The organism is Dyella sp. (assembly GCF_051954575.1).
GTDB lineage: Bacteria > Pseudomonadota > Gammaproteobacteria > Xanthomonadales > Rhodanobacteraceae > Dyella_B.
In genome coordinates this window covers 83,575-110,050 of sequence record NZ_JBQCHP010000107.1, presented here as the reverse complement: position 1 = coordinate 110,050, position 26,476 = coordinate 83,575, and the positions used below count along the sequence as shown (strand labels likewise).

At 64.5% G+C, this 26,476-nt stretch carries 23 protein-coding genes; 13 read left to right on the top strand and 10 right to left on the bottom strand.

All coding sequences use genetic code 11. The features are described 5' to 3' along the window. Window positions 1-19: 19 nt before the first annotated feature. The 10 genes from ACTHNE_RS14740 (at window position 20) to lpxC (ending at window position 11,820) form a co-directional block, all read left to right on the top strand. The gene (locus tag ACTHNE_RS14740) at window positions 20-1,387 is read left to right on the top strand and encodes a UDP-N-acetylmuramoyl-tripeptide--D-alanyl-D-alanine ligase (protein ID WP_440269649.1); all 1,368 of its coding nucleotides are present in this window, start codon (window positions 20-22) and stop codon (window positions 1,385-1,387) included. Next, window positions 1,377-2,459, top strand: a complete 1,083-nt coding sequence (gene mraY / locus ACTHNE_RS14735; RefSeq protein ID WP_440269647.1) for a phospho-N-acetylmuramoyl-pentapeptide-transferase — start codon at window positions 1,377-1,379, stop codon at window positions 2,457-2,459. The genes ACTHNE_RS14740 and mraY overlap by 11 nt, the downstream gene beginning before the upstream one ends. Before the next feature lie 3 nt (window positions 2,460-2,462). Beyond that, window positions 2,463-3,701: a putative lipid II flippase FtsW gene (ftsW, locus tag ACTHNE_RS14730; protein ID WP_440269646.1), complete on the top strand. Its 1,239-nt coding sequence runs from the start codon at window positions 2,463-2,465 to the stop codon at window positions 3,699-3,701. Beyond that, window positions 3,698-4,771, top strand: coding sequence for an undecaprenyldiphospho-muramoylpentapeptide beta-N-acetylglucosaminyltransferase (murG, locus tag ACTHNE_RS14725; protein WP_440269645.1), 1,074 nt, complete (start codon window positions 3,698-3,700; stop codon window positions 4,769-4,771). Before ftsW ends, murG begins: the two co-directional genes overlap by 4 nt. Next, window positions 4,768-6,207 (top strand): UDP-N-acetylmuramate--L-alanine ligase, encoded by a 1,440-nt coding sequence (gene murC / locus ACTHNE_RS14720; RefSeq protein ID WP_440269644.1) that lies wholly within the window; start codon window positions 4,768-4,770, stop codon window positions 6,205-6,207. Before murG ends, murC begins: the two co-directional genes overlap by 4 nt. Beyond that, window positions 6,204-7,145, top strand: coding sequence for a D-alanine--D-alanine ligase (locus ACTHNE_RS14715; RefSeq protein ID WP_440269643.1), 942 nt, complete (start codon window positions 6,204-6,206; stop codon window positions 7,143-7,145). Before murC ends, ACTHNE_RS14715 begins: the two co-directional genes overlap by 4 nt. Further along, on the top strand, window positions 7,142-7,888 hold the full coding sequence (locus tag ACTHNE_RS14710; protein ID WP_324943549.1) for a cell division protein FtsQ/DivIB: 747 nt from the start codon (window positions 7,142-7,144) through the stop codon (window positions 7,886-7,888). The genes ACTHNE_RS14715 and ACTHNE_RS14710 overlap by 4 nt, the downstream gene beginning before the upstream one ends. After that, window positions 7,885-9,117 (top strand): cell division protein FtsA, encoded by a 1,233-nt coding sequence (ftsA, locus tag ACTHNE_RS14705; RefSeq protein WP_324943546.1) that lies wholly within the window; start codon window positions 7,885-7,887, stop codon window positions 9,115-9,117. The genes ACTHNE_RS14710 and ftsA overlap by 4 nt, the downstream gene beginning before the upstream one ends. A gap of 124 nt (window positions 9,118-9,241) precedes the next feature. After that, window positions 9,242-10,423 (top strand): cell division protein FtsZ, encoded by a 1,182-nt coding sequence (gene ftsZ, locus ACTHNE_RS14700; RefSeq protein WP_324943542.1) that lies wholly within the window; start codon window positions 9,242-9,244, stop codon window positions 10,421-10,423. Window positions 10,424-10,905: 482 nt separating this feature from the next. Further along, window positions 10,906-11,820 (top strand): UDP-3-O-acyl-N-acetylglucosamine deacetylase, encoded by a 915-nt coding sequence (gene lpxC, locus ACTHNE_RS14695; protein WP_324943539.1) that lies wholly within the window; start codon window positions 10,906-10,908, stop codon window positions 11,818-11,820. Between the two features lie 211 nt (window positions 11,821-12,031). On the opposite strand, the gene ACTHNE_RS14690 is transcribed toward lpxC, so the two are convergent. After that, window positions 12,032-12,511, bottom strand: a complete 480-nt coding sequence (locus ACTHNE_RS14690; protein ID WP_324943537.1) for a DUF721 domain-containing protein — start codon at window positions 12,509-12,511, stop codon at window positions 12,032-12,034. A gap of 71 nt (window positions 12,512-12,582) precedes the next feature. Between ACTHNE_RS14690 and ACTHNE_RS14685 the strand changes: the two genes are divergently transcribed. Both ACTHNE_RS14685 and secA read left to right on the top strand, forming a co-directional pair. Next, on the top strand, window positions 12,583-13,470 hold the full coding sequence (locus ACTHNE_RS14685; protein ID WP_414649751.1) for a M23 family metallopeptidase: 888 nt from the start codon (window positions 12,583-12,585) through the stop codon (window positions 13,468-13,470). Between the two features lie 281 nt (window positions 13,471-13,751). Further along, window positions 13,752-16,481, top strand: coding sequence for a preprotein translocase subunit SecA (gene secA, locus ACTHNE_RS14680; protein WP_440269642.1), 2,730 nt, complete (start codon window positions 13,752-13,754; stop codon window positions 16,479-16,481). Between the two features lie 78 nt (window positions 16,482-16,559). Here the strand turns inward: secA and ACTHNE_RS14675 are convergent, their stop codons facing one another. The 6 genes from ACTHNE_RS14675 to ACTHNE_RS14650 all read right to left on the bottom strand — a co-directional run bounded on the left by ACTHNE_RS14675 (window position 16,560) and on the right by ACTHNE_RS14650 (window position 23,693). Next, a complete protein-coding gene (locus ACTHNE_RS14675; protein WP_324943528.1) occupies window positions 16,560-17,408 on the bottom strand; it encodes a symmetrical bis(5'-nucleosyl)-tetraphosphatase in 849 nt (282 codons plus the stop codon). A gap of 52 nt (window positions 17,409-17,460) precedes the next feature. Continuing rightward, window positions 17,461-17,844, bottom strand: a complete 384-nt coding sequence (apaG, locus tag ACTHNE_RS14670; protein WP_324943525.1) for a Co2+/Mg2+ efflux protein ApaG — start codon at window positions 17,842-17,844, stop codon at window positions 17,461-17,463. Between the two features lie 98 nt (window positions 17,845-17,942). Continuing rightward, complete coding sequence (gene rsmA / locus ACTHNE_RS14665; protein WP_324943521.1) at window positions 17,943-18,734, bottom strand: 16S rRNA (adenine(1518)-N(6)/adenine(1519)-N(6))-dimethyltransferase RsmA; 792 nt, start codon at window positions 18,732-18,734, stop codon at window positions 17,943-17,945. Continuing rightward, window positions 18,731-19,735: a 4-hydroxythreonine-4-phosphate dehydrogenase PdxA gene (gene pdxA / locus ACTHNE_RS14660; RefSeq protein WP_440269641.1), complete on the bottom strand. Its 1,005-nt coding sequence runs from the start codon at window positions 19,733-19,735 to the stop codon at window positions 18,731-18,733. Before pdxA ends, rsmA begins: the two co-directional genes overlap by 4 nt. A gap of 23 nt (window positions 19,736-19,758) precedes the next feature. Further along, on the bottom strand, window positions 19,759-21,114 hold the full coding sequence (locus tag ACTHNE_RS14655) for a peptidylprolyl isomerase (RefSeq protein ID WP_324943515.1): 1,356 nt from the start codon (window positions 21,112-21,114) through the stop codon (window positions 19,759-19,761). 113 nt (window positions 21,115-21,227) lie between these two features. After that, window positions 21,228-23,693 (bottom strand): LPS-assembly protein LptD, encoded by a 2,466-nt coding sequence (locus tag ACTHNE_RS14650; protein ID WP_440269640.1) that lies wholly within the window; start codon window positions 23,691-23,693, stop codon window positions 21,228-21,230. Window positions 23,694-23,775: 82 nt separating this feature from the next. Between ACTHNE_RS14650 and msrB the strand changes: the two genes are divergently transcribed. Continuing rightward, window positions 23,776-24,192: a peptide-methionine (R)-S-oxide reductase MsrB gene (gene msrB / locus ACTHNE_RS14645; protein ID WP_324944121.1), complete on the top strand. Its 417-nt coding sequence runs from the start codon at window positions 23,776-23,778 to the stop codon at window positions 24,190-24,192. A 47-nt stretch (window positions 24,193-24,239) separates the two neighbouring features. Here the strand turns inward: msrB and ACTHNE_RS14640 are convergent, their stop codons facing one another. Genes ACTHNE_RS14640 through ACTHNE_RS14630 form a run of 3 tightly spaced genes read right to left on the bottom strand, consistent with a single transcriptional unit; the run spans window position 24,240 to window position 26,342 of the window. After that, on the bottom strand, window positions 24,240-25,160 hold the full coding sequence (locus ACTHNE_RS14640) for a histone deacetylase family protein (protein ID WP_324944118.1): 921 nt from the start codon (window positions 25,158-25,160) through the stop codon (window positions 24,240-24,242). An 8-nt stretch (window positions 25,161-25,168) separates the two neighbouring features. Further along, window positions 25,169-25,738, bottom strand: coding sequence for a cob(I)yrinic acid a,c-diamide adenosyltransferase (locus ACTHNE_RS14635; RefSeq protein WP_324944115.1), 570 nt, complete (start codon window positions 25,736-25,738; stop codon window positions 25,169-25,171). 7 nt (window positions 25,739-25,745) lie between these two features. Further along, the gene (locus ACTHNE_RS14630; protein WP_324944113.1) at window positions 25,746-26,342 is read right to left on the bottom strand and encodes a hypothetical protein; all 597 of its coding nucleotides are present in this window, start codon (window positions 26,340-26,342) and stop codon (window positions 25,746-25,748) included. Between the last annotated feature and the right edge of the window lie 134 nt (window positions 26,343-26,476).

Sequence of the window (26,476 nt, the reverse complement as noted above, 5' to 3'; positions counted from 1 at the left end):
CGGTGAAGGAGCCCCACGCATGATGCGCCTCTCCGAGATCGCGCTGTGGACCGGCGGCCGCCTGCTCGGCGCCGACCTGCAGGTCGACGGGGTGGCGATCGACACCCGCCGGCTGCAGGCCGGCGAACTGTTCGTCGCCATCAGGGGCGAGCGCGTCGACGGACACGACTTCGTGCGCGAGGCCGCCCTGCGCGGCGCCTCGGCGGCGCTGGTCACGCGCCGCGTCGACGTGGACCTGCCGCAGGTGCTGGTCAACGACACCCAGCTTGCGCTCGGCGACCTGGCCAGCGCGGTGCGCGCCCAGCGCGACGTTCGGGTGATCGGCATCACCGGTTCCAACGGCAAAACCACGGTGAAGATGCTTACCGCCTCCATTCTTTCGCGCCATGGCCGCACGCACGTCAACACCGGCAGCTACAACAACGAGATCGGCCTGCCTCTGACCCTGTTGTGGATGCCGGAAGACACCGAATACGCCGTGCTCGAAATGGGCGCGGGCAAGCCCGGCGACATCGACTATCTGGCTGCCATCGCACGGCCCGATATCGGCCTCGTGAATCTCATCGCGCCGGCGCATCTTGAGCGCATGGGTACGATCGAAATGGTGGCCGAAACCAAGGGCGCGCTGTATCGCGCGCTGCCGGCCGACGGCGTGGCGGTGATCAATGCCGACGACGCCTTCGCCAGCTTCTTCAGCGGCCTGGCCGGCGGGCGCCATGTGCTGCGTTTTGGCCTCGATCACAAGGCCGATGTCGGCGCGGAAATCCTGGAGCAGCGCGTGGATGGCTCGCGCTTCGTGCTGAGCACGCCGCATGGCGATGCCGAAGTGCACTTGCCGTTGCCGGGCCGCCACAACATCGCCAATGCGCTGGCGGCCAGCAGCATCGCCCTGGCGCTGGACGTGCCGCTGGACACCATCGTCGCGGGGCTGGAGCAGGCCAGCGCAGTCGAAGGGCGCTTGAAGCGCATCGCGATGCCGGATGGCTGGACGTTGATCGACGACAGCTACAACGCCAACCCGAGTTCCATGCACGCGGCGATCGATACGCTGGCCCTGGCCGGTGGCGAGCGCTGGCTGGTGCTGGGCGACATGGCCGAGCTGGGCGCGGATGCGCGCGCGCTGCATGCGAGCGTCGGGCGCCATGCGCGCGAGCAGGGTATCGATCAGCTGTACGCGGTGGGGCCGCTGAATGCGGCTGCGGTGGAGGCGTTCGGCACAGGCGGCAGACATTTTGCCGACAAAGCCGCGTTGATCGACGCGTTGCGCGCCGGGCTGCAGGCCGGCGTCACCTGCCTGGTGAAGGGCTCGCACTCCTCGGGCATGGACCAGGTCGTGGCTGCGCTCAAGAGCGCTCATCCGAAGGAGGGCGCGCACGATGCTGCTTGAGCTGGCCGAGTGGTTCGCACGGCATTTCGCCACGCCGCACCTGTTCCAGTACATCACCTTCCGCACGATCATGGCGGCGCTGACCGCGATGGCGATGTCGCTGCTGTTTGGTCCCGCTCTGATCCGCAAGCTGACCGCGCTCAAGGCCGGCCAGGTGGTGCGCAAGGAAGGTCCGCAGACGCATCTGTCCAAAGCCGGCACCCCGACCATGGGCGGGGTGATGATCCTGCTGTCGGTGGCGATCGCCACGCTGCTGTGGGTGGATCTCAACAACCGCTACGTGTGGCTGGTGCTGTTGGTGCTGCTCTGCTACGGCGCGATCGGTTTCTACGACGACTACCGCAAGCTGGTGCTGAAGGACAGCCGCGGCCTGGCCTCGCGCTGGAAGTATTTCTGGCAGTCGGTGTTCGGCCTCGGCGCGGCGTGGTTTCTTTTTCACACGGCGACCATTCCGGCGGAAACCGCGCTGTACGTGCCGGTGTTCAAGCACGTGGCGGTGCCGCTGGGCGTGTTTTTCATCGTGCTCGCCTATTTCATGATCGTGGGCTTCTCCAACGCGGTGAACCTTACCGACGGCCTGGATGGCCTGGCGATCATGCCGACGGTGCTGGTGTCCGGCGCGTTGGGTGTGTTCGCGTATCTGGCCGGCAACCGCGTGTTCTCCGAATACCTGGGTATTCCCTCGATTCCCGGTGCGGGTGAACTGGCGATCTTCTGCGGTGCGTTGTCCGGCGCGGGCCTGGGCTTTCTGTGGTTCAACACCTATCCCGCGCAAGTGTTCATGGGTGACGTCGGCGCGCTGGCGATCGGTGCGGCGCTGGCGGCGATCGCGGTGATCGTGCGGCAGGAGATCGTGCTGCTGATCATGGGCGGCGTGTTCGTGATGGAAACCGTGTCGGTGATGATGCAGGTGGCCAGCTTCAAGATGACCGGCAAACGCATCTTCCGCATGGCGCCGATCCATCACCACTTCGAATTGAAAGGCTGGCCCGAGCCCCGGGTCATCGTGCGCTTCTGGATCATCAGCGTGGTGCTGGTGTTGATCGGTTTGGCAACGTTGAAGGTGCGTTAGCAGATGTTTGGTTTCGGCACATCGCAAGCAAAGCGCCGGCAGGGCCCGCGCGGCAAGTTCGACTTGCCGTTGCTGGTGGCCCTGGTGGCGCTCGCCTGCGTGGGTGTCGTGATGGTGACCTCCAGCTCGATCGCCGTGGCCGATAGCGCGCACATAGGCGACTTCTACTACCTGAAGAAGCACCTGCTGTTTCTTTCGCTCGGCGCCGTGGCGGCGGGCGTTGCCATGCGCACCGAGCTCAAGGAAGTGGAAAAACATGCGTTCTTCCTGATGCTGGTGGCGTTCATCATGTTGCTGGCGGTGTTCGTGCCGCACTTCGGCATGAAGATCAACGGTGCGCGGCGCTGGCTCAACCTGATCGTCACCTCGTTCCAGCCGGTCGAGGCGGTGAAGCTGATCCTGGTGGTGTACCTGGCCAGTTATCTGGTGCGTCACCGCGAAAGCATCGAAACGCGCTTCTTAGGTCTGATCAAACCGCTGGCGGTGTCGGGCGTGATGGTGCTGCTGCTGCTGGCGCAGCCGGACTTCGGCTCCGCTACGTTGATCATCGCCGTCACCATCGCGATGGTGTGGCTGGGTGGCGCGCGGCCGGTCTTCCTGTTCCTGATGGGCTTGCCGCTGATGCCGCTCTTGGCGATTGCGGCGACCAGCGAAAGCTATCGCATGAAGCGCCTGACGTCTTTCATGAACCCTTGGGCGCATCCGTTCGACGACGGTTTCCAGCTTACGCAGTCGCTGATGGCGATCGGCCGCGGCGAATGGCTGGGCGTGGGGCTGGGCTCGAGCGTGCTGAAGTTGTCGTACCTGCCCGAAGCGCATACCGACTTCATCTTTGCGGTGATCGGCGAGGAGCTGGGCCTGGCCGGCATCGTGGCGGTGATCGGGCTGTTCGCGATGGTGGTGTGGCGCGGCCTGCACGTGGGCCTGAAGGGCGTGGAGATCGGCCAGCGTTTCGCCGGCTACGTCGCCTTCGGCATCTCGCTGATGATCGGCTTGCAGACGATGGTATCGGTGGGTGTGAACCTTGGCGCGCTGCCGACCAAGGGCCTCACCTTGCCGTTGATCAGCTACGGCGGTTCGTCGATCGTGCTGACCTGCGCGATGGCAGGCGTATTGCTGCGTGCGACGTTCGAAATCTATCGCGCGCTCGATGCGCGGCAGATGGCCACGCGCGTACCGGCGTCCGCCGTGCCGGATGCGAACCCGAACACCGCGCGCGAGTGCGAGGCGGTGGCGGCATGAACGCGCAAGCACCCGTGCTGATCATGGCTGGCGGCACCGGCGGCCACATCTTCCCCGGCCTGGCCGTGGCCGAAACGCTGCGCGCGCAGGGCGTGCCGGTGGTGTGGCTGGGTGCGCAGGGCGGCATGGAAACCAAGGTGGTGCCGGCGCATGGCATCGAACTGCACACCATAGCCGTGGGCGGCCTGCGCGGCAAAGGCATGAAGACGCGCCTGCTTGCACCATGGATGCTGTTGCGCGCGTTGTTGTCGTCGCTCGCGGTGCTGCATCGACTGAAACCGCGCAGCGTGCTGTCGATGGGCGGCTATGTGGCCGGTCCCGGTGGCGTGGCGGCGCGGTTGTTGCGTCGGCCGCTGCTGGTGCACGAACAGAATCGCGTGGCGGGTTTCACCAATCGCAAGTTGGCGCAGCATGCGCGCCGGGTGATGGCCGGTTTTGCCGATGCCTTGCCGAACGCGCAATGGGTGGGCAATCCGGTGCGCGCGGCGATTGCGTCGCTGCCGTCGCCTGCGCAACGCATGGCCGAGCGCAGCGACAGGCCGCGCTTGCTAGTGCTCGGCGGCAGCCTCGGCGCACGCGCATTGAATACCTCCTTGCCGCAAGCGCTCGCGCATATGCCGGTGGAGCAGCGGCCGGATGTGCTGCATCAATGCGGCAATCGCGGCATCGATGAAGCGCGCAGAGCCTATGCCGATGCAGGCGTGGAGGCGCGCATCGTGCCATTCATCGAAGACATGGCCGGCACTTATGCATGGGCCGATCTCGCCGTGTGCCGTGCCGGTGCGCTCACGCTTGCCGAACTTACCGCCTGTGGCCTTGGCGCCGTGCTGGTGCCGTTCCCGCACGCGGTGGACGACCACCAGACCCGCAACGCCGAGGCGCTGGTCGCCGCTGGCGCGGCCGAATTGATTCAGGAACGTGATTTGAAGACGAATGATCTGGCGCAGCGTTTGACTGCGCTGCTGAGCGATCGCACCAGGCTGATCGCGATGGCGGAAGCCGCGCGTACGCTGGCCAAGCCGGACGCTGCCGTGGACATCGCGCGCGCCTGCGTGGAGGTGGCTGCATGACGCCGCGACGTTTGCTTGCGCACGAAGACTTGATGAGCACCTTCCGCCGCGTGCACTTCCTCGGCATCGGCGGTGTGGGCATGAGCGGCTTCGCCGAAGTGCTGCACAACCTCGGCTATGCCGTGTCCGGCTCGGACCGTAGCGAATCGCCAACGGCGCAGCGCCTGCGCCAGCTCGGCATCGACGTGCGCATCGGCCATGCCGCGGCGCATGTCGGCGATGCGGATGTGGTCGTCACGTCGAGCGCGATCAAGCTCGACAATCCCGAGCTGGTCGCCGCGCGCGAAGCGCGCATCCCGGTGATTCCGCGCGCGGAAATGCTGGGTGAGCTGATGCGCTTTCGCCGCGGCATCGCCATCGCCGGCACGCACGGCAAGACCACCACCACCAGCCTGGTCGCCAGCGTGCTGGCCGAAGCCAACTACGATCCCACCTTCGTGATCGGCGGGCAGCTCAATGCCGCGGGTGCGAATGCGCGCCTCGGCACCGGCCAGTACATCGTGGCCGAAGCGGACGAATCGGACGGTTCGTTCCTGCTGCTGTCGCCGGTGATCGCGGTGGTCACCAACATCGACGCCGATCACCTGGAGAACTACCAGGGCGACTTCGCGCTGGTGCGCAAGGCATTTTCCGATTTCCTGCATCGCCTGCCGTTCTACGGCCTGGCCGTGCTGTGCGTGGACGATCCGGAAGCGGCTGAGCTGGCGAAGATCACCGCGCGCCGCGTGATGACCTACGGCATCGATAGCGCACATGCCGATGTGCGCGCTGCCAACGTACGGCAACAAGGTTTCGAGATGCATTTCGACCTGCTGCTGCCGGGCATGGCCAAGCCGATGCCGATCACCTTGAATTTACCGGGTCGCCATAACGTGCTCAACGCGCTCGCGGCAGCGTCGATCGGCTGGCAGCTTGGCGTGGAAGCGGATGCGATTGCGCATGCGCTGAAAAATTTCCAGGGCGTGGGACGGCGTTTCCATCGTCGCGGCGAGATCGCGCTCGATCACGGCACGGCGATGCTGGTCGACGACTACGGCCATCATCCGCGCGAGCTTGCGGCGGTGTTCGCTGCCGCACGCGGCGGCTGGCCGGATCGTCGCCTGGTGGTGGGCTTCCAGCCGCATCGCTACAGCCGCACGCGCGACTTGCTGGATGACTTCGCCAACGTGCTGGCCGAAGCCGATGTGCTGGTGCTGACCGAGGTTTATCCCGCCGGCGAAGCGCCGATCGCGGGCGCGGACGGCCGCGCGCTGGCGCGCGCGGTGCGTGCGCGCGGCAAGGTCGATCCGGTGCTGATCAGCCATCCGCGCGAACTGAAAGACACCCTGCCGACGCTGCTGCGCGACGGCGATCTGCTGCTGCTGCTTGGCGCCGGCGATATCGGCGCTGCAGCGGTGGAGCTGGCGCAGACCGGTCATCTGAGGACGAGCGAATGACGAAGAAGATCAACGATCCCGCCCAGTTTGGCCGCGTCGCCGTCGTGATGGGCGGCAGTTCGGCCGAGCGCGAGGTATCGCTCGACTCCGGCCGCAACGTGCTCGCCGCGCTGCAGGCGCGTGGCGTGGATGCGCATGCGATCGATGGCATTCCGGCCTTGCTGGATGCATTGCGCGCAGGTCATTTCGCGCGCGTGTTCAATATCCTGCACGGCCAGCATGGCGGCGGCGAGGATGGTGTGCTGCAGGGTGCGCTGGAATCGCTGCACGTGCCCTACACCGGTTCGGGCGTGCTGGGTTCGGCGCTGTCGATGGACAAGACGCGCTCCAAGCGCGTGTGGCAATCGCTCGGTTTGCCCACGCCGAAGTTCGTGGCGCTGCCGCGCGGCGCCGACGTGCATGCGGCGGCGAAGGAAATCGGTTTTCCATTGATCGTGAAGCCCGCCTGCGAAGGTTCCAGCGTGGGCGTGACGCGCGTGTTCGAAGAGAAGGATCTGGATGCCGCGGTAGAGCTGGCGCAGAAGTATCCCGGCGATCTGTTGATGGAAACCCTGATCGTCGGCGACGAACTCACGGTCGGCATTCTTGGCCGCCAGGTACTGCCGAGCATCCATATCGTGCCCAAAGGCGCGTTCTACGATTACAACGCCAAGTACGTCGCCGAAGACACGCGCTATATCTGCCCCGGCCTGGAAGGTGAAGCGGAAGCATCGTTGCGTGCGCTCGCACTGGAAGCCTTCGATGCGCTTGGCTGTTCCGGCTGGGGCCGTGTCGATGTGATGCGCGACCGCGAAGGCCGCAACTGGCTGCTGGAAGTGAACACCGCGCCGGGCATGACCTCGCACTCGCTGGTGCCGAAAGCCGCCGCCGTTGCGGGTATCGATTACCAGGAGCTGTGCTGGCGCGTGCTGGAAACCAGTTTCAGGGAGGCGCAATGAGGGGAAGCATTCGCCTCGTCGCCTGGTGCCTGGCCATCGCTTTGGTGGTCATGCCGATCGTCGGCGTGTTGAGCGGCTGGTTTGCCGCCGACCGCTGGCCGGTCACCCAGTTGACGCTGCAGGCCGAGTTCAAGCACGTGAGCGCGGAGCAGATCCGCGCCGCCGTGCTGCCGCGCCTGGGCAAAGGCTTCTTCGCATTGAACCTGGACACCGTGCAGAAAGCGGTGGCTGCGTTGCCGTGGGTGGAGTCGGTGGAGGCGAGCAAGCGCTGGCCCGATACCTTGCTGTTGCGTGTCTACGAACGCCAGCCGTTTGCGCGCTGGAATACCAGCTCCTTGATCAGCCGCGAAGGCAAGGTGTTCACCGTGCCGGACGCGGTCGACTACAAGCAGTTGCCCGATTTGCATGGTCCTGACGATCACCTCGCCGAGGTGGTGAGCTTCTTCGCCGATGTGCAGAAGGCGTTCACCGGCACGCATCTGAAGATCACTGGCGTCACGCTGACCGAGCGCGGCAGCTGGAGCGTCACCACCGATTCCGGCGCGCAGATCGTGATCGGCGATCGCAACCAGGCCGGCCGCCGCCTGCAACGTTTCCTGGATGTGTACCCGCAAGTCGCCGCGGCGCATCCGCAGGGTTTCGAGTACGCCGATCTTCGCTACACCAACGGCTTCGCCGTGAAATGGCCGCAAGTGACGGCCGCCCCGACCGCTGCCAATGCCGGAGGCACGCCACGCACATGAAAGGCAAAAGCGATAAGCAATTGGTTGTAGGCCTCGACATCGGCACTTCCAAAGTGGTGGCGATCGTGGGCGAGTACGAGCCGGGCGAGCCGATCGAGGTGATCGGCATCGGCTCGCACGTCTCGCGCGGCATGAAGCGCGGCTCGGTGGTGGATATCGAATCGACCGTGCATTCGATCCAGCGCGCGGTGGAAGAGGCTGAGCTCATGGCCGGCTGTGACATCCGCTCGGTATACGCGTCCATTTCCGGCAGTCATCTGGAAACGCGCAACTCGCACGGCACCGCGGCGATCCGCGACCGCGAAGTCGCGCCCGGCGATCTGGACCAGGTACTGGAAGCGGCCAGCGCGGTGGCGATCCCGGCCGACCGCAAGGTCTTATATAAAGAGTCACAGGAATACCGCATCGACGGCCAGGACGGCATCCGCTCGCCGGTCGGCATGAGCGGCGTGCGCCTGGAAGCCTCGGTGCACTTGGTCACCGGTGCGGCCGCGGCGGTACAGAACATCAGCAAGTGCATCCAGCGCTGCGGCTTGTCCGTCGATGAGTTGGTGCCCTCCGCCGTCGCCAGCGCGAAGTCGGTGCTGACCGACGACGAACGCGAGCTGGGCGTGTGCCTGGTCGATATCGGCGCCGGCACCACCGATATCGCCATCTACACGCAGGGTGCGATCCGCTACACCAAGTCGCTGCCGGTGGGCGGCGACCAGGTCACCAACGACATCGCCTATGGCGTGCACACGCCGACCGCGCACGCCGAGGAAATCAAGATCAAGTATGCCTGCGCGCTGGCGCAGCTGGCGCATGCGGAAGAAACCATCCAGGTGCCGAGCGTGGGCGATCGTCCGCCGCGCCGTCTGGCGAGGCAGTCGCTCGCGCAGAGCGTGCAGGCGCGCTACGAGGAAATCTTCGAGATGGTACAGGACGAACTGCGCCGTTCCGGATACGACAGCCTGGTCGCCGCGGGCGTGGTGCTCACCGGTGGCGCCTCGCGCATGGAAGGCGCGCTGGAACTGGCCGAAGAGATCTTCCACAAGATGGTGCGCATCGGCGTGCCGCAGCACGTGGTGGGCCTGGGCGAAGTGATCGCCAATCCGTTGCATTCCACCGGCGTGGGCCTGCTGTTGCACGGTGCGCGCTCCGGCGGCATGCGTGCGAGCGGACCGGCCGGCGGCAGCGTCGGCGGGCTGGTCGACAAGTTGCGTACCTGGATCACCAAGAATTTCTAGAAACGAAAGGGTTAGGCGGCGCAGGAGGCGCAGCTCGGGCGAATGGAGGTTCGCTCACCACCACGGCGAGGCAGGAGTCGAACCGCGGTTACAACGACAACGAAAGCTCTACGGAGGACGGGAAATGTTTGAACTGGTCGAAAAACTGGCACCGAATGCGGTGATCAAAGTCATTGGCGTGGGCGGCGGCGGCGGCAACGCGGTTGCGCACATGCTCAACTCCAACATCGACGGCGTCGATTTCGTCGTCGCCAACACCGACGCGCAGGCCATGAAAGGCTGCGGCGGGCGCATGCATCTGCAACTGGGCGCCAACGTCACCAAGGGCCTGGGCGCAGGCGCCAATCCGGAAGTGGGCCGCCAGGCCGCGCTGGAAGATCGCGAGCGCATCGAGGAAATGCTCGAAGGCGCGGACATGGTGTTCATCACCGCCGGCATGGGCGGCGGCACCGGTACGGGCGCGGCGCCGGTGGTTGCCCAGCTCGCCAAAGAGAAAGGCATCCTGACGGTCGCGGTGGTTACCAAGCCGTTTCCGTTCGAAGGCCGTCGCCGCATGCAGGTGGCGTTGAAGGGCATCGAGGATCTCTCCCAGCACGTCGATTCGCTGATCACCGTGCCGAACGAGAAGCTGCTCTCGGTGCTGGGCCGCGAAGTGACGCTGCTCAATGCGTTCAAGGCCGCCAACGACGTGCTGCAGGGCGCGGTGCAGGGCATTGCCGACCTGATCACCAGCCCGGGCCTGATCAACGTCGACTTCGCCGACGTGCGCACGGTGATGAGCGAAATGGGCCTGTCGATGATGGGTTCGGGCACCGCTCGTGGCGACGACCGCGCGCAGGCGGCAGCCGAAGCGGCGATCAACAACCCGCTGCTGGAAGATGTCAACCTCAATGGCGCCTGCGGCATCCTGGTCAACGTCACCGCCGGTCCGAACCTCACCATGCGCGAGTTCGATGAAATCGGCCGCATCATTCACGATTTCGCCAGCGAAGACGCCACGGTGGTGATCGGCACCTCGCTGGATCCGGAAATGCAGGACGACGTGCGCGTGACGGTGGTGGCCACCGGCCTCAACCGTGCGACGGCCCGCCAGTCGGTGCGCCCGGTTGCTACCCAGCAGGTGGAGATGCGCCAGCGTCCGCGCCCGATGGTGCTGCGCACCGGCACCGGCAACGAAGTGGTCGATTACGCCCAGCCGGAACTGGCGGCCAGCAACCCGCGCGGGGGCGAAGGCCCGTCCAAGAGCGCCGACCCGAGCTTCGACTACCTCGACATTCCGGCGTTTTTGCGCCGTCAGGCCGACTAAGAGGCACTCATTATGTGAAAACGTAGAGAGCGTATGAACTAACGACGCATTAACTTGTCCATGTTCCCTGTGCCGGGCGAGGAGGGTATCCTCCCTGTCCGCTGCCTGATTGCCGCCGGAATGCCGGCCGTGATAAGGGGAACATCGCAAGTCGGCTGGCGTCGCGTTCATGCGTTGAATGCGATAGGCAGTGCGAACTTAAGGATGGCGCACGACGGGTGAAGTGGGCTTTTGGAGCCGCCTCACCGGTCCAGAATCCCGTTGCCGGATCTTCCCGTCCCCGGCCGGGGTTCTGTGTCGAGTCGCAAGTGCTTGATCTACCTATAGTGCTTGCAGCATCGGGATGCGAATGACTCGCATTATTTGATGAAAGGAAAATGAAGGATTGTCCGTTCGATACGGTACGGTTTGTTTTTCCGCAGGTTAAGACTGTGTTAGCATCCCAGCTTGAATTGGCTGCTGCCCCTATAGGTACCCAATAAATGATTAAGCAGCGTACGTTGAAGAACATCATCCGTGCCACCGGCGTCGGTCTGCATACCGGCGACAAGGTCTATATGACGCTGCGTCCGGCGGCGCCGAACACCGGCATCGTTTTTCGTCGCACCGATCTCAATCCTCCGGTCGAGATCCACGCGCGTCCCGACCACGTGGGTGACACGCGTTTGTCCACCACGCTGGTCAATGGCGACGTACGTGTTTCAACCGTGGAACACTTGCTGTCGGCGATGGCGGGCTTGGGCATCGACAATGCTTACGTCGATCTTTCCGCGCCGGAAGTACCGATCATGGACGGCAGTGCCGGTCCCTTCGTATTCCTGCTGCAATCGGCCGGTATCGAAGAACAGTCCGCGCCGAAGCGCTTCATCCGCATCAAGAAGCCGGTGAAGGTGCAGGAAGGCGACAAATGGGCCAGTTTCGAGCCGTTTGAGGGCTTCAAGGTCGGTTTCTCGATCGAGTTCAACCACCCGATCATCTCCAGGCGCACCTCGCGCGCCGAGATCGACTTCTCCACCACCTCGTTCGTGAAGGAAGTGAGCCGCGCACGCACCTTCGGCTTCATGCGCGACATCGAGATGCTGCGCGAACACAATCTCGCGCTCGGCGGTTCGATGGACAACGCGGTGGTGCTCGACGACTACCGCGTGCTCAACGAAGACGGTCTTCGTTACGAAGACGAATTCGTCAAGCACAAGATCCTCGATGCGATCGGAGATCTGTATCTACTCGGCCACAGCCTGATCGGCGCCTACTACGCGCACAAATCCGGTCACGAGTTGAACAACAAGCTGCTGCGCACGCTGATGGCCGACGCCTCCGCGTGGGAAGAAGTCAGCTACCAGGACGATCCGGCCACCGCCCCCATCTCCTACGCCCATCCGGCCCAGGCGATCTGAAAACCTTCAAAACGGGTTAACCCCTACCCCAGACCGAGTCCCTTGGACTCGGTCTGTTCATTTTTGTGATCGAAATCACGCTTTCCTCGTCCCGGGGTTCACGTTATCACCACAGGTCATAGAGACCTGGGTAGGCCATGCCGTGGTATAAAACCGCCTCCGCACCGGAGCAGGCGATTGCGTGCCTTGCCTCGGATATGACGTCTGCAGCTCAGGGCGTTGCGGGTGAGGTGGAATTCGCGGTTTCGGCGACGGACGCCAGCTCCAGGAACATTGCCCGCAATTCGGGGTCGTTGATGGAACCTGCGGCAGCCTTCAGATGAAGCGCCGCGGCAGGCGAAAGCGGTTTTGATTGCTCCGGCTGTGGGTCAGGCGGAGGAAGGGGGGCCACTTTCACGGTGATTGAGCTGGCATTCGCGCCGATGGCGCGTGCGGCAGCGAGGATCTGTGTCTGTTGCAGACGCAGGCGCGATGCCCAGGCCGGCGAGGAAGCCAGGAAGACAAGACGGTCGCCGCGGAAATTGGCGAATCTCACCTGCTCGCGCAGGGGCGATGACAACGTCTGGCGTAGTGCGCGGTCCAACGCCTCGAGCTTGCCGGCCTGTTTGGCCAGCGCAGCGACAGGACCGACATCGGTGATGGGGCGGGGCCCATGGCCGGTGCGGAGAGAGGCGGGAACGTCGCGCTGCATAAGTAAAACTTTAAACCGGTAACGACATGCAAATCATACTCGTCTCACGCGCAGGGAAGGTGCCCAAAACCTTGGACTTCACCCACCCGCATCTGCGTTGGCGTGTATGGAGCATCGGAGCGGCGATCGTGCTCGCCCTGGCAAGCATCGGCGCCGGCGTGGCATTGGCGGTGGCCAGCCCGCGCGATCGCGCCTTGGCCGAGATCAACGCGCTGCACCAGCAGGTGAAGATGCAGGACAAGCAGCTGGGCGACCTGCGCGAAGACGCGCACCGGCAGCTCGATGCGCTCGCCATCAAGCTTGGCCAGTTACAGGCCCAGGCCACCCGCATCAACGCGCTGGGCGAGCGCCTGGTGCAGGTCGGCAAGCTCGATAGCAACGAATTCAACTTTGACCAGCCGCCGCCGGTCGGTGGCGTCGAGGTGACGGACGGCAGCGGCGCCTACGCATTGCCGCAAACGCTGGACGTCGGCATCAGCCAACTGGCCACGCAGTTCGAAACCCAGCAGGCGCAACTGAAAGCGATGCAGAGCCTGTTGATGAACGCGCGCATCGATTCCAACTTGAAACCCACCGGCATGCCGGCGGACGGTTACATTTCCTCGTACTTTGGCACGCGTGCCGATCCCTTCGACGGTCTTGCCGCCCGCCATACCGGTCTGGACATCGCCGTGCCTTATGGCAGCCAGGTGCGCACGGTGGCCGAAGGCATGGTCACCTACGCCGGCGTTCGTAGCGGCTACGGCAACGTGGTGGAAATCGACCACGGCAACGGCTACATGACGCGCTATGCGCACAACAGCAAGCTGTTGGTGCGTCCCGGCCAGCACGTGCGCGTGGGCGAGGAGATCGCCCAGGCCGGCTCTTCCGGCCGTTCCACCGGCTCGCACGTGCATTTCGAGGTCTGGTACAACGGCCGCGTGGTCAATCCGTTGGCATACGTGAAGAACCATCGCTGAGCCAAGCGCAGTTCACTATCGGCGGCACCCTTGAAAGCGGGCCGCCGTACCGCCACCCCTTGGGGCGGGAATCGCGAATAGGGAATCGGGAATCGTTAAAGGCAGGTGCGCCGCAAACCTGCGGCATACGGGTTTCCCACTATTCCCGATTGACGATTCACGATTCCCGTCCACGGGCGTTCCCGCGTTTGGGATACCCGGCGGACCCTAGTATCATCAAGCCTTTGTCCGGCGGGACTTACCGCCTGGCGGACATCCCCATTTCCTGATCCGGAAGATCGATGCTTAACCGTGCCCTGACGAGCCTCTTTGGCAGCCGTAACGATCGAGTACTGCGCCAGCTGTCCAAAACCGTCGCGCGCATCAATGCGCTGGAACCTGAGTACGAGAAGCTCAGCGACGAGGCCCTGCGCGGCAAGACCGACGAATTCAAGCAGCGCATCGCCGACGGCGAGTCGCTCGACAAGTTATTGCCGGAAGCCTTTGCCGTGGTGCGCGAGGGCGCCAAGCGCGTGCTCGGCATGCGCCACTACGACGTGCAGCTGATCGGCGGCATGGTGCTGCACATGGGCAAGATCGCCGAAATGCGTACCGGCGAAGGCAAGACGCTGGTGGCGACCGCGCCGGTGTACTTGAACGCGCTGGAAGGCAAGGGCACCCACGTCGTCACCGTCAACGACTACCTGGCCAAGCGCGACGCCGCGCAGATGGGCAAGCTCTACAACTTCCTCGGCATGAGCGTGGGCGTGGTGTATCCGGGCATGGATCACGCCGACAAGCATTCGGCCTACGCCGCTGACATCACCTACGGCACCAACAACGAATACGGCTTCGACTACCTGCGCGACAACATGGCGCTGTCCAAAGACCAGCGCGTGCAGCGCGGCCTGCACTACGCCATCGTCGACGAAGTGGACTCCATTCTCATCGACGAAGCGCGCACCCCGCTGATCATCTCCGGTCCGGCCGAGGATTCCCCGCAGCTATACATCGCGGTGAACAAGATCGTGCCGCGCATGACCCGCCAAGCAGTGGAAGATGGCCCAGGCGACTACTGGGTCGACGAGAAGCAGAAGCAGGTGCATCTCTCCGAAGAAGGCATGCAGCACGCAGAAGAACTGCTGCAGCAAGCCAAAGTGATCGACCCGGAAAGCAGCCTGTACGACGCGCGCAACCTGGCCATCGTGCACCACCTCAACGCCGCGCTGCGCGCCAATGCGATCTATCAGCGCGACGTCGACTACATCGTGCGCGACGGCGAAGTGATCATCGTGGACGAATTCACCGGCCGTACCCTGCCGGGTCGTCGTTGGTCCGACGGCCTGCACCAGGCGGTGGAAGCGAAGGAAGGTGTGCCGATCCAGCGCGAGAACCAGACGCTGGCCACGGTCACTTTCCAGAACCTGTTCCGCATGTACAAGAAGCTGGCCGGCATGACCGGTACGGCCGACACCGAAGCGTATGAGTTCCAGACGATCTACGGCCTGGAAGTGGTGGTGATCCCCACCCACAAGCCGATGATCCGCAAAGACAACGCGGACATGGTGTTCCTCAGCCAGGACGTGAAGTACAAGTCGGTGATCGAGGACATCCGCGACTGCCACAAGCGCGGTCAGCCGGTGCTGGTCGGTACGGCGTCGATCGACGTATCCGAACTCCTGTCCGGCCTGCTGAACAAGGAAAAGATTCCGCACGAAGTGCTCAACGCCAAGCAGCACGAGCGCGAAGCGCACATCGTGGCGCAGGCCGGCATGCCGGGCGCCGTCACCATCGCCACCAACATGGCCGGTCGCGGCACCGACATCGTGCTGGGCGGCAGCCTGGAAGCGGCGCTGCACGCGCTGGGCGAGGACGCCAGCGAGGTCGATCGCGCACGCGTCAAGTCCGAATGGCAAAAGCGCCACGAGCAGGTCATCACCGCCGGCGGCCTGCACATCGTCGGCACCGAGCGTCACGAATCGCGCCGTATCGACAACCAGCTGCGCGGCCGTTCCGGTCGCCAGGGCGACCCGGGTTCCTCGCGCTTCTACCTGTCGCTGCAGGACAACCTGCTGCGCATCTTCGGCGGCGAAGGCCTGGTGCGCTGGATGAAGCGCTTCGGCATGAAGGAAGACGAAGCGCTGGAAGACCGCATGATCAGCCGCCAGATCGAAAAGGCGCAGCGCAAGGTCGAGCAGCACAACTTCGACATCCGCAAGAACCTGCTCGAATACGACGATGTCGCCAACGACCAGCGCAAGGTGATCTATCGCCAGCGCGACGAGCTGCTGGAAGAGGAAGAAGTCTCCGCCACCATCGCCGACATCCGCGAAGACGTGGTCACCGACCTGGTGCGCCGCTATGTGGCGGCCGACAGCATCGACGAGCAGTGGGACATCGCCGGCCTGGAGCGTGAGCTGGAAAGCGACTTCGGCATCTCCGCCGAGCTCAAGTCCTGGCTGGAACAGCAATCAGAAGCCGATGCCGGTACCGTGCTGGAGCACGTGCGCGCGCTGGTCGAGGAAATGTTCCAGGCCAAGGAAAAGCAAATTGGCGCCGACACCATGCGCCAGCTCGAAAAGCACATCATGCTGAGCGTGCTGGACAACGCCTGGAAGGAACATCTCTCGAGCATGGATTACATGCGCCAGGGCATCTATCTGCGCGGCTATGCGCAGCAGGATCCCAAGCAGGCGTTCAAGCGCGAGTCCTTCGAGCTGTTCTCGCAGATGTTGGCGCGCATCAAGACCGAAGTGATCCAGATGCTGGCGCGCATCCGCATCCGCAGTGAAGAAGAAGTCGCCGCGATGGAAGCCGAGCAGCAGCGCATGGCCGAACGCCTGGCGCGCCAGATGCAGACCACCGGCGGCGGTGCCCCGGCGGGCGGCGCGCTCGGCATGGATGCACCCGCCATGCAGTCCGAGGCCGCGACCGTGGAACCGCTGGTCAACGGTCCGAAAGTGGGCCGCAACGATCCATGCCCGTGTGGTTCGGGCAAGAAGTACAAGCACTGCCACGGGCAGTTGAACTGATCGTAGGTTGGGGTGCAAACCCCAACTCCCGCATGTCCGTGTAGAAGGCGACGTTGGGGTTTTGCACCCCAACCTACGTCAATCCGCGCCAGGCGTGCGCTTGCGATGCGGTTCTGCATCCACCGTGATGTACTGCGGCTCTTCGCTATCCAGCCGCAGCGCGGTGAGCTTGCCGCCCCATACGCATCCGGTATCGATGCCGTAGATCCCCAAGCCTGCAAAACGCCCGAGCGCCGACCAGTGACCGCATACGATGCGGTTGTCGCGTTTGCGCATGCCGGGCACTTCAAACCATGGATACATGCCGGGCTTCTGCGTGCCGGGCGCGCCCTTGCCTTCGAAATCGATGCGGCCGTTGACGTCGCAATAGCGCATGCGCGTAAGCGTATTGATCGACGCGCGCATGCGCTCGATGCCTTGCAGGCGACTGCTCCATGCCGCGGGCCGGTTGCCGAAAAGATTCTTCAGCAGGCGCGGATGACGCGGGCTGGCCAGCTCGCGCTCGATTTCCGAGGCGCAACGTTGCGCCTGCCGAAGCGTCCAGCTCGGCGCAAGGCCGGCATGCACCATCGTCCAGCCGATCGTTTCATCATGATGCAGCAGCTTCTGCGTGCGTAGCCAGTCGAGCAGGGTGGACGCGTCTTCCGCGAACAACACTTCGCGCAGCTCCGGATTCACGCGCGCCTGCGCATCCTGCTTGCGCTGGCCGATGGCGAGCAGGCTGAGATCGTGATTGCCGAGCGTGACTACCGAGTTGTCGCGCAACGAATACACCAGCCGCAGCGTTTCCAGCGACTGCCCGCCGCGATTGACCAGGTCCCCGCAGAACCATAGCCGATCGCCGGCCGGATCGAAGCGCAGCTTGTCCAGCAGACGCTGCAGCTCCGGATAGCAACCCTGGATGTCGCCGATTGCGTAGGTGGCCATCAGCGCATCACCTCGAAGCTCTGCCGCGCGCCTGTCATGAGCGGATCCTCGATCAATGCAGCGTGCGGGGGATGGACAGCGTGAAAGCCGGGATCGGCGCTTCGAAGCGCGTGCCGTCGTCGGCCACCATCTGGTAGCTGCCCTGCATGGTGCCGACGGCCGTTTCCAGCACCGCGCCGGAGGTGTACTCGTAATCGTCGCCCGGACGCATCCACGGTTGTTCACCCACCACGCCTTCGCCGAACACCTCCTCCACCTTGCCATTGGCGTCCGTGATCACCCAGTGACGGGTGAGCAGGCGCGCGGGCACGAATCCGGCATTGTGCAGCTTGATCGTGTAGGCGAAGACGTAGCGATTCTCGTTGGGGGCGGATTGATCGGGAACGAAACGGGTCTGCACCCGCACGTCGATCGTGTAGGGGGTTTTGGCTTTCATGGTCCGCATTGTAGCGGGACTCGTTGCGGGACGCGGGCTCGTCGATTACCTGCCGGCAACGGCGAGCGCGGTACGCGAAGGCCCAGATATTCGACGATTTATGCGTCCCGCAGCTTGGCTAGCGCCACAAAGTCCATCGGCGCCAGCACTTCCGCGCGCGCCTTTGGATCGATGCCGGCCGAGCGGATGGCGTCGGCATCCATTAGCTGGCGCAACGCATTGCCGAGTGTCTTGCGGCGCTGTGCGAAGGCCGCTTTCACCACGGCATGCAAACGTGCGGGATCGGCATCGTGCCGCGCATCCGCCGGCAAGGGCACGAGGCGCACCACCGAGGAATCCACTTTCGGCGGCGGCCGGAACGCGCCGGGCGGCACGTCGAACAACGGCTCCACGCGGCACGCGAGCTGCAGCATGACAGATAGACGTCCATACACTTTGCTGCCAGGTTCGGCTGCCATGCGATCGACCACTTCCTTCTGCAACATGAAGTGCATGTCGGCAATCGCCGCGGCATGGTCGACGCAATGAAACAGGATGGGGCTGGAAATGTAGTACGGCAGATTGCCCGCGATGCGCAGTCGCGCGACGCCCGCACGCTGCGCCATCGCGGTGAAGTCCACCTTCAGCACGTCGGCATGCACGATCGACAATGCGCCGACGCTTGCCGCTTTGGCCTCGAGGGTTGGAATCAGATCGGTATCGAGTTCGATCGCCGTGAGCTTGCCGGCAGCGGCGAGCAGCGGAAAGGTGAGCGCGCCTTCGCCGGGTCCGATTTCCACCAGGAAATCTTCCGCGCGGGGTGCGATGACGGAGACGATGCGATCGATATAACGGCGCTCGTGCAGAAAGTGCTGGCCGAAACTTTTCTTGGGGCGGGCAGGAGCATTCATGAGGTTTTGTCGGCGGCGCTGCGCGTGACCAGGTCCAGCGCCATGCGCGCCGCGGCGATCAGGCTGGCGGGATCGGCCTTGCCGGTGCCGGCGAGATCCAGCGCGGTGCCGTGATCGACCGAGGTGCGGATGAAGGGCAGGCCAAGGGTGATGTTCACCGTGCGATCGAAGGCTTCGCTTTTCAGCACCGGCAATGCCTGGTCGTGATACATCGCCAGCACCGCGTCGTAGCGCGCGCGCTGCGCGGGCACGAAGGCGGTATCGGCGGGAACGGGCCCAAGCAACTGCATGCCTTCCTGGTGCAGCTTGTCCATCACCGGAATGATCGTGTCGATTTCTTCGTGCCCGATATGGCCGCTTTCGCCGGCGTGCGGATTGAGGCCGAGCACGGCGATGCGCGGTGCAGCGAAACCGAATTTCGCCCGCAGCTCCTGGTGCACGATGCGCAGGGTGCGTTCCAGCGATTGGGCATCGATGGCGGCCGATACGGCGTGCAACGGCAAGTGCGTGGTGGCCAGCGCTACGCGCAATTCGGGGCTGGCCAGCATCATCACGACCTCGGCGCGGCTTTGTTCGGCGAAAAACTCCGTGTGGCCGCGGAAGGGAATGCCGGCTTCGTTGATCGAGGATTTCTGCAGTGGTGCCGTCACGACGGCAGCGTAGCGCCCGGCCATGCTGCCGCTTGCCGCTTCGCTCAAGGTGGCCAGCACATGGCGGGCATTATGCGGATCGGGCCGGCCGGGCGCTTCGGTGGCGGCGAGCGGCATGTGGCGCACGCGCAACACGCCGGGCGGTCGCTCGGTGATGGCTTCGCCATCATCGTCGATCAGGCGAACGGATGTGGCGCAACGCGCGGCGGCACGTTCGAGTAGGGCGCGATCGGTGATCGCAACGAAATTGGCCGCCAACGACGTGGCGGCCAATCGAACGAGCAACTCCGGACCGACACCCGCCGGCTCGCCGGCGGTAAGGGCGAGCCGCGGCAGCACGAGCGTGGCCATGGCTTACCCGCGCGGCATCGCCATTACGACGACGCCTTGCTGTTGTTGTCGGCGGCAGGCTCTTCCAGTTCCGGCGCGAGAATCTTCACGTAGGAACTGGAGCGCAGATCGCGCAGGAAGTCGTCGTAGGCCTGGTCCGCCTTGCGGTTGCCGATGGCCTGGCGCGCCTGGTTGCGTGCGATCTCGTTGGTCATGTCGCTGTTGCGCGTGCCCAGGCGCTGCAGGACGTGCCAGCCCGCTTCGCTCTGGAACGGCTGCGCGACCTCGCCATCCTTCATGTCGGCAAGCTTCTGGCCGATCAGCGTGCCCCAGTCGCCCTGCTGGAACCAGCCCATGTCACCGCCGGCATTGGCAGTGGTGTCGTCATTGGAGTTGTCCTTCGCCAGCTTGGCGAAGTCTTCGTGCTTGTTGACGATGCGGTTGTAGAGGTCCTGCGCCTTCTGCTGCGCCTGCGTGGGCGAGAGCAGCTCGCTGGGGCGGATCAGGATCTGGCGGGCGTGGTACTCGGTAACCATCTGCTTGGACTGCGCGCGCTGGTCAACCAACTGCAGAATGTGGAAGCCGGTCGGGCCATGCAGGATGCCGCTGACGTCGCCGGGCTTGAGGCTGCTGATGGCATCGACGAACGCCGGCGGCACCTCGTCCATGCGGCGCCAGCCCAGGTCGCCACCATCCAGCGCGTCCGGCGCGTCGGAGAAGCGGATCGCCGCGGCCTTGAACGGCATGCCGCCCTTGATGGCGGCTAGTGCCTGCTCGGCCTTCTTCTGCGCGGTATCGATATCCGCGGCGGAGGCGCCGCCGGGGATGCTGATCTGGATATGCGCCAGATGCACTTCACCGGCCTTGTAGCTGGGACTGTTGAGCAGGTTGTTGATTTCGCTTTCGGTCACCGACACGGAACTGCGCACCACGTTCTCGTGCAGCTTCTGCACCACCAACTGATCGTGCAACTGCTGGCGGTAGGCGGCGTAGCTCATGCCACTCTGTTCGACGGCGGCACGCAACTGGTCGGGGCTCATCTTGTTCTGGGCGGCCACGGCCTGCACGGCCTGGTCGACGTCGGCATCGGACACGCGGATGCCCTGTTCGTCGGCGCGCTGCAACTGCAGCTTCATCAGGATCAGGCGGTCGAGCACCTGCCGGCGCAGCACGTCGATCGGCGGCAGCTGGCCCGGCTGGTTGGCGTATTGCTGCTGGATCGCGGCGACGGCGTCGTTGAGTTCGCTCTGCAGGATCACCTCGTCTTCGACGACGGCGACGATACGGTCGATCGGCTGCTGTCCGGAGTTCGAATCCTGCGGCGCCAGGAACTGGGCCTGGGCCAGCGACGGGATCGCCATGACGATCGTCAGCAGGAACATCGCAAAAATCTGCTTCATCAGTGAACAGCCTTCTGTCGCCCGGGGGCGAAGGGGTTGGTGACGGTATTGCTCAAAAACCAGCCGGGGCGGCCGCTTTTCCGAGGGCGCGCCCAAAACCGGCCGGAACGCGCTTATTGATAGCCAAGGATATCACGCCGCAGCACGCTCTCCGTCTGGCCGCTGAAAGTGCCCAGGCCCTTGAATTCCAACTGGAACATGACGGCCGTGTCGCTGCGCGGCGCGGTCTGCCCCGGAGGCAGCGTGGCGACCACGCCGTAGTAGCCGGTGACGTAGTGGCGGGCCACCATGCTGACCTTCACGCAGCATCCTTCGTACTGCACGCCGGCCAGGGCTTCCACGGTGCGCTTGTCCATCATCGAGTAGGTCCACTCGCCGATCAGGCGCCAGCGTTCCGTGAGCGGATAGACCGCCGAGGCCTGATATTGTTCCACCAGCCCGCGGCGATAGCGGTAGGAGAAGTTGAGGATGCCGTCGAAGCCCAGCCGGCGCTGCAGCGCGAAGGTGCCCAGGTCAGTGCGGCGGGAGTTGGGGTTCCACAGATACTCGGTGCTGGCGGTCCACTGGTCGTTGAGCTGGGTGCTGAGCTCGGTCACGTAGTCCGAGCCGCGCCAGTCGGTGGTGGCGGTGCAGCCGGCGACAGTGCTGTTGGAAACGATGGTGCACGGCACCTGCACCTTTTGCGGAGTGAAGTAGCGGATCTGGCCGAAGGTGGCCGAGAGCCGCTCCACGCCGCCGTCGTCGAGCAGGCGCGTGGTGACCGCGGCGGTGAGATTGTTCGCATTCATCTGGCGATCGGCGCCGGAGAACTGGTTGGGCGCGAACAGCATCCAGTCGTCGAACGACATCGGCATGGTATCGAACAGCGGCAGGTTGTTCTGGTTGCGGTACGGCACGTACAGGTAGTACAGCCGCGGCTCCAGTGTTTGCGTGTAGTGCGTGTCGAACAGCGAAGTGCTGCGTTCGAAGATCAGGCCCTGGTCCAGGCTGACGACCGGCAACGAGCGGCTCGGGTTGCTCTGCGTGAACGGCGTGGTGCCGCTGCCGAGCTGGCCGAAATAGCTGTAGCGCTGATAGCCGCTGTCGAGCGAATAGCCGGTGTAGCGGTAGGCCAGCTTGGGCCGAATGAACCAGGCCGCCCCCTGGAAATCAGCATCGACGTATGGATACAGGTCGACGCGCGCGCCTTCCACCTGGTTGAACTTGTGGAACTTCACCGCTTCGCTGGTCATGCCGACGTCGTACCAGCGCGCGAACGGGATATCCATGTTGAAGGTGGCGCGCGGCAGGCGCTTGTACGGTTCCACGCCGTTGGACTGCGACGGATCCACGTTCTGCCACATATCGCCGCCGACCGACGCGCTCCACCAGTTGCCCGAGCCGTTGAGATACACGCTGGAGTACAGCAGCGCGGTGGAGATCGAGAACAGGTCATTGCCGAAGTCGCGCAGGTAATTCTGGTCCGAGGCGCGATTGATATTCGTGTTCAGCGACCAGCCCGGCAATACGCTGGTGTTGTTGACGATGCGGTAGAGATATCGCTGCTGGCCCTGCGTATCGATCGAGGTGGAGGTGAGCTTCTGGTCGTTGTAGTTGTCGCGCGGCAGGAATTCGAACTGGAACTCGCCGCTGGTCCTGGAGAACAGGTAGCGGAACTCGCCGGACAGCATCGCGCCGCGCTGGGTGTAATAGCGCGGCGTAATGGTGGCGTCGTAATTGGGCGCCAGGTTGAAGTAGTACGGAATGCGGAACTGGTAGCCCGCACGGCCGGTGTGCTCGAAATACGGATACAGGAAGCCGCTCTGGCGCTGGTTGCTGAGCGGAAAGCTCATCCACGGGAAATAGAAGAACGGCACGCCGTACATGCTCATCGTGGCGCTGTGCGCGATGCCGCGGCCGGTGGTGTCGTCGGTGTCGATCTGCTTGGCGCGGATTTCCCAGATATGCCGCCCGATGTCGCAGGTGGAATAGGTGGCCATCGAGTAGCGGTTGCGGTCCGCATCCAGCATTTCCGCGCGCACCGCAGTGCCGTTGCCGTGCGAATCGAGCATCTGGTAGCGCACCGCGCCGGTCGCAAGGCCCGTGCTGTTGTCGGTATTGCCGGTGATGTGGTCGGCCGACACCAGGTGCGTGGCTTCCTGGTAATGCACGTTGCCGCGCGCGTCGTAATCGGTGGTGTCGCTGTTGTAGTCGGCGGCGTCCGCGTGCAGTTCCTGGTCGGCGCGCACGGTTTTGACGTGGCCGCTCAGGTGATAGGTGACCTGGTCGGGGCTCTCGACATGGTCGGCCCACACCTGGGTGCTGGCCGATGCGCGCAGGGACGAATCCTTGCTCAGGAACGGATCGTAGAATTCCAGCATGCCGTTGGGCTTGCACAGCGCGAAGTTGTCCGGACGCGGCGGGCAGATGAAGCTGCCGAGCGGGCAGATCACTTCGGTGCCGTCGAGCGTGGCCTTCGGATGCTTGGTCTGGGACGAGGCATGGACGCCCTGGCTGCTGAACAGGGCAGCGGCAGCAGCGATTGCTAGCAGGCGGCGTGGAGGCAGAGAACGCGAGGGCGAGAGGCTCTTGGGCTTCACGGAGGCAATCAATCGGCGACGAAGGGGCGTTAAGCTATCAGAAAGGCCCTGTCGACGGCACGCATCCGTAACGAGGAAGCGCATGAACCAGCACAAGCCCTACAAGTCCGACGAGCAATGGCGCGCGACCTTGACGCCGGAGCAGTACGCGGTTTGCCGCTGTTCGGCCACCGAGCCGCCTTTCAGCGGCAAGTGGTGCAAGCACAAGGAAGCGGGCGCCTACGTATGCGCCGCCTGCCACGCGCCGCTGTTCGCGTCCGAAGCCAAATACGAATCCGGTTCCGGTTGGCCGAGCTTCTTCCAGCCGATCAAGCGCAGCGCGGTGGGCCTGGCGCCTGACGCCAGCCATGGCATGAACCGCACGGAAGTGCGCTGCGCGGTCTGCGACTCGCACCTGGGGCACGTTTTTCCGGATGGCCCCAAGCCGACCGGCCTGCGCTATTGCATCAATTCGGTGGCGCTGGATTTCCAGCCCGACCAGCATGGGCTATCCCCATAGGCTGGGGTGCAAACCTCAACGTCGCCATGCTTTTGGGGTTTGCACCCCTACTCCATCAAGGCACTGACGTGTGCACTGGCGCTGGCGGCCAGCGCCTGCAGGTCATAGCCGCCTTCCAGCGTGGAGACCAGCCGGCCGCCGGCGTGCGCATGCGCCAGATCGACCAGGCGCTCGGTGATCCAGGCATAGTCCTCGGCCTGCAGCTCAAGATTGGCCAGCGGATCGCGCTGGTGAGCGTCGAAGCCGGCCGAGACCAGTACCAGTTGCGGCTTGAACGCATGCAGGCGGGGCAGCAGCACGTCGCTCCACAGGGTGCGGAATTCGTACGAACCTTCGCCAGGCGAAAGCGGTGCGTTGATGATGTTGCCCACACCGTGCTCGTCCGCGCCGCCGGTGCCTGGATACAGCGGCTGCTGGTGCGTGGAAATGAAGAGCACGCGCGATTCGCGCTGGAAGATGTCCTGTGTGCCGTTGCCGTGATGCACATCGAAATCGGCGATCGCCACCCGTTTCAGGCCATGCGCAGCCAAGGCATGCGCGGCGCCCACGGCGATGTTGTTGAACAGGCAGAAGCCCATCGCGGTATTGGGCGTGGCGTGGTGGCCGGGCGGACGCACCGCGCAGAACGCGCGCAGGGCCTGGCCTGTCATCACCGCATCCACGGCGGCCACGACGGCACCCGCCGCACGCAGGCCGGCTTCGGCCGAGGCGGGGGACATCAGGGTGTCTTCGTCCAGCCGCACCGTGTCCGATTCGGGCGTGATCGCCAGGATACGGTCGACATGGGCCGGAGTGTGGACGCGCAGCAACTGCTCGCGCGTGGCGCGCGGCGCTTCGATGCGGTCCACGGTGGCGAAGCGGTCCTGGTCCAGCGCCTCCAGCACCGCGCGCAGGCGCGCCGGCGATTCGGCATGGCCCGGACCGGGATCGTGCTGCAGGCAGACGCTATGGGTGAACAGCTGCAGCATGCGCCAACTCAGCCGGCAGCGGGCTTGCGGCGACGCTCATGCTGCCACAGCACTTCGCCATGGCCGCTGCCGCGCGCCAGTACTCGGCACAGCACGAACAGCAGGTCGGACAGGCGATTGAGATAGCGCTGCGCCTGCGGCCGGATCGCTTCGACCCGGCCCAGGGCGATCACTTCGCGCTCGGCGCGGCGGCATACCGTGCGCGCCAGGTGGCAGCACGAAGCGGCCATGCCACCGCCCGGCAGGATGAAATCCTTCAGCGGCGGCAGCGGATCGTTGAAGCGATCCAGCACCTGCTCCAGGCGATCGATGTCGGCGTCCTCGATCATCGCCATGCCGGGAATGCACAGCTCCCCGCCCAGGTCGAACAGCTCGTGCTGCACCTGGGTGAGCGTTTCGCGGATGTCCTCGCCGACACCGTCGCAGGCCAGCACCATGCCGATCGTGCTGTTGAGCTCATCCACGGTGCCGTAGGCGCCGACGCGCGCCGAATCCTTCGCTACGCGCGAACCGTCGCCCAGGCCGGTGCTGCCGTCATCACCCGTGCGGGTGTAGATCTTGGAAAGACGATTGCCCATGACTGGCTCAATGTTGCACTTCGCCGCCATGCGACAGACGCGCAAGCTGCGTGGCCAGCACGTGCAGCACCGCGCCCAGGCCAACGTAGGTGGCCGTGGTGGCGAGGAACGGCAGGTACCAGTCGCCGAAGTTGGCGAACCACGCCGTGAAGCTCTTCGGCGCCGGCACGTGCGCGCTTAGCCAGTAGAAGCTGCCATTGGAAATGGTGTAGCACGCCGTTTCGCTCACCAGCAGCACGACGGCGGCCAGCGCCAGGGTGGAAAGCGTCAGGCCGCGCTGCTGCCTGGCCAGCCAGCTGCCACCCATCCACAGCGCGCCGTAGGCGGGAACAAGGAACCAGTAGCCCAGCGACACGCAGTAGTGATCCCAGAAGCTGATGCCCATGTGCGTGATGACCAGGTAATCGACCAGCACCGCTTCGGCCATCAGCAGCGGGAACGCCCAGCGGCCAGTGCCGCGCAGCCAGAAGCCGGCCAGGAAGAACACGCCCCAGGAGGCGTCCCAGATGTCGTGATGAAACAGCGACAAATGCACGCGGGTCGCCGCCATCACCAGGGCGAGCGCAGCAAGGATGCCAAGGCGCTGGGTTTGTGTCGTAGCCATGAAGAAGAACTCCCTGGGAAGCAGACGGCTTGATAAGAAAGTTGCAGTTTAGCCCAATGCGGAGTGACGCAGGCACCGCGTATCATCCGCGCATGATCAAGAGCCTGCCTTCATACCCCAAGCACCTCGCGTTG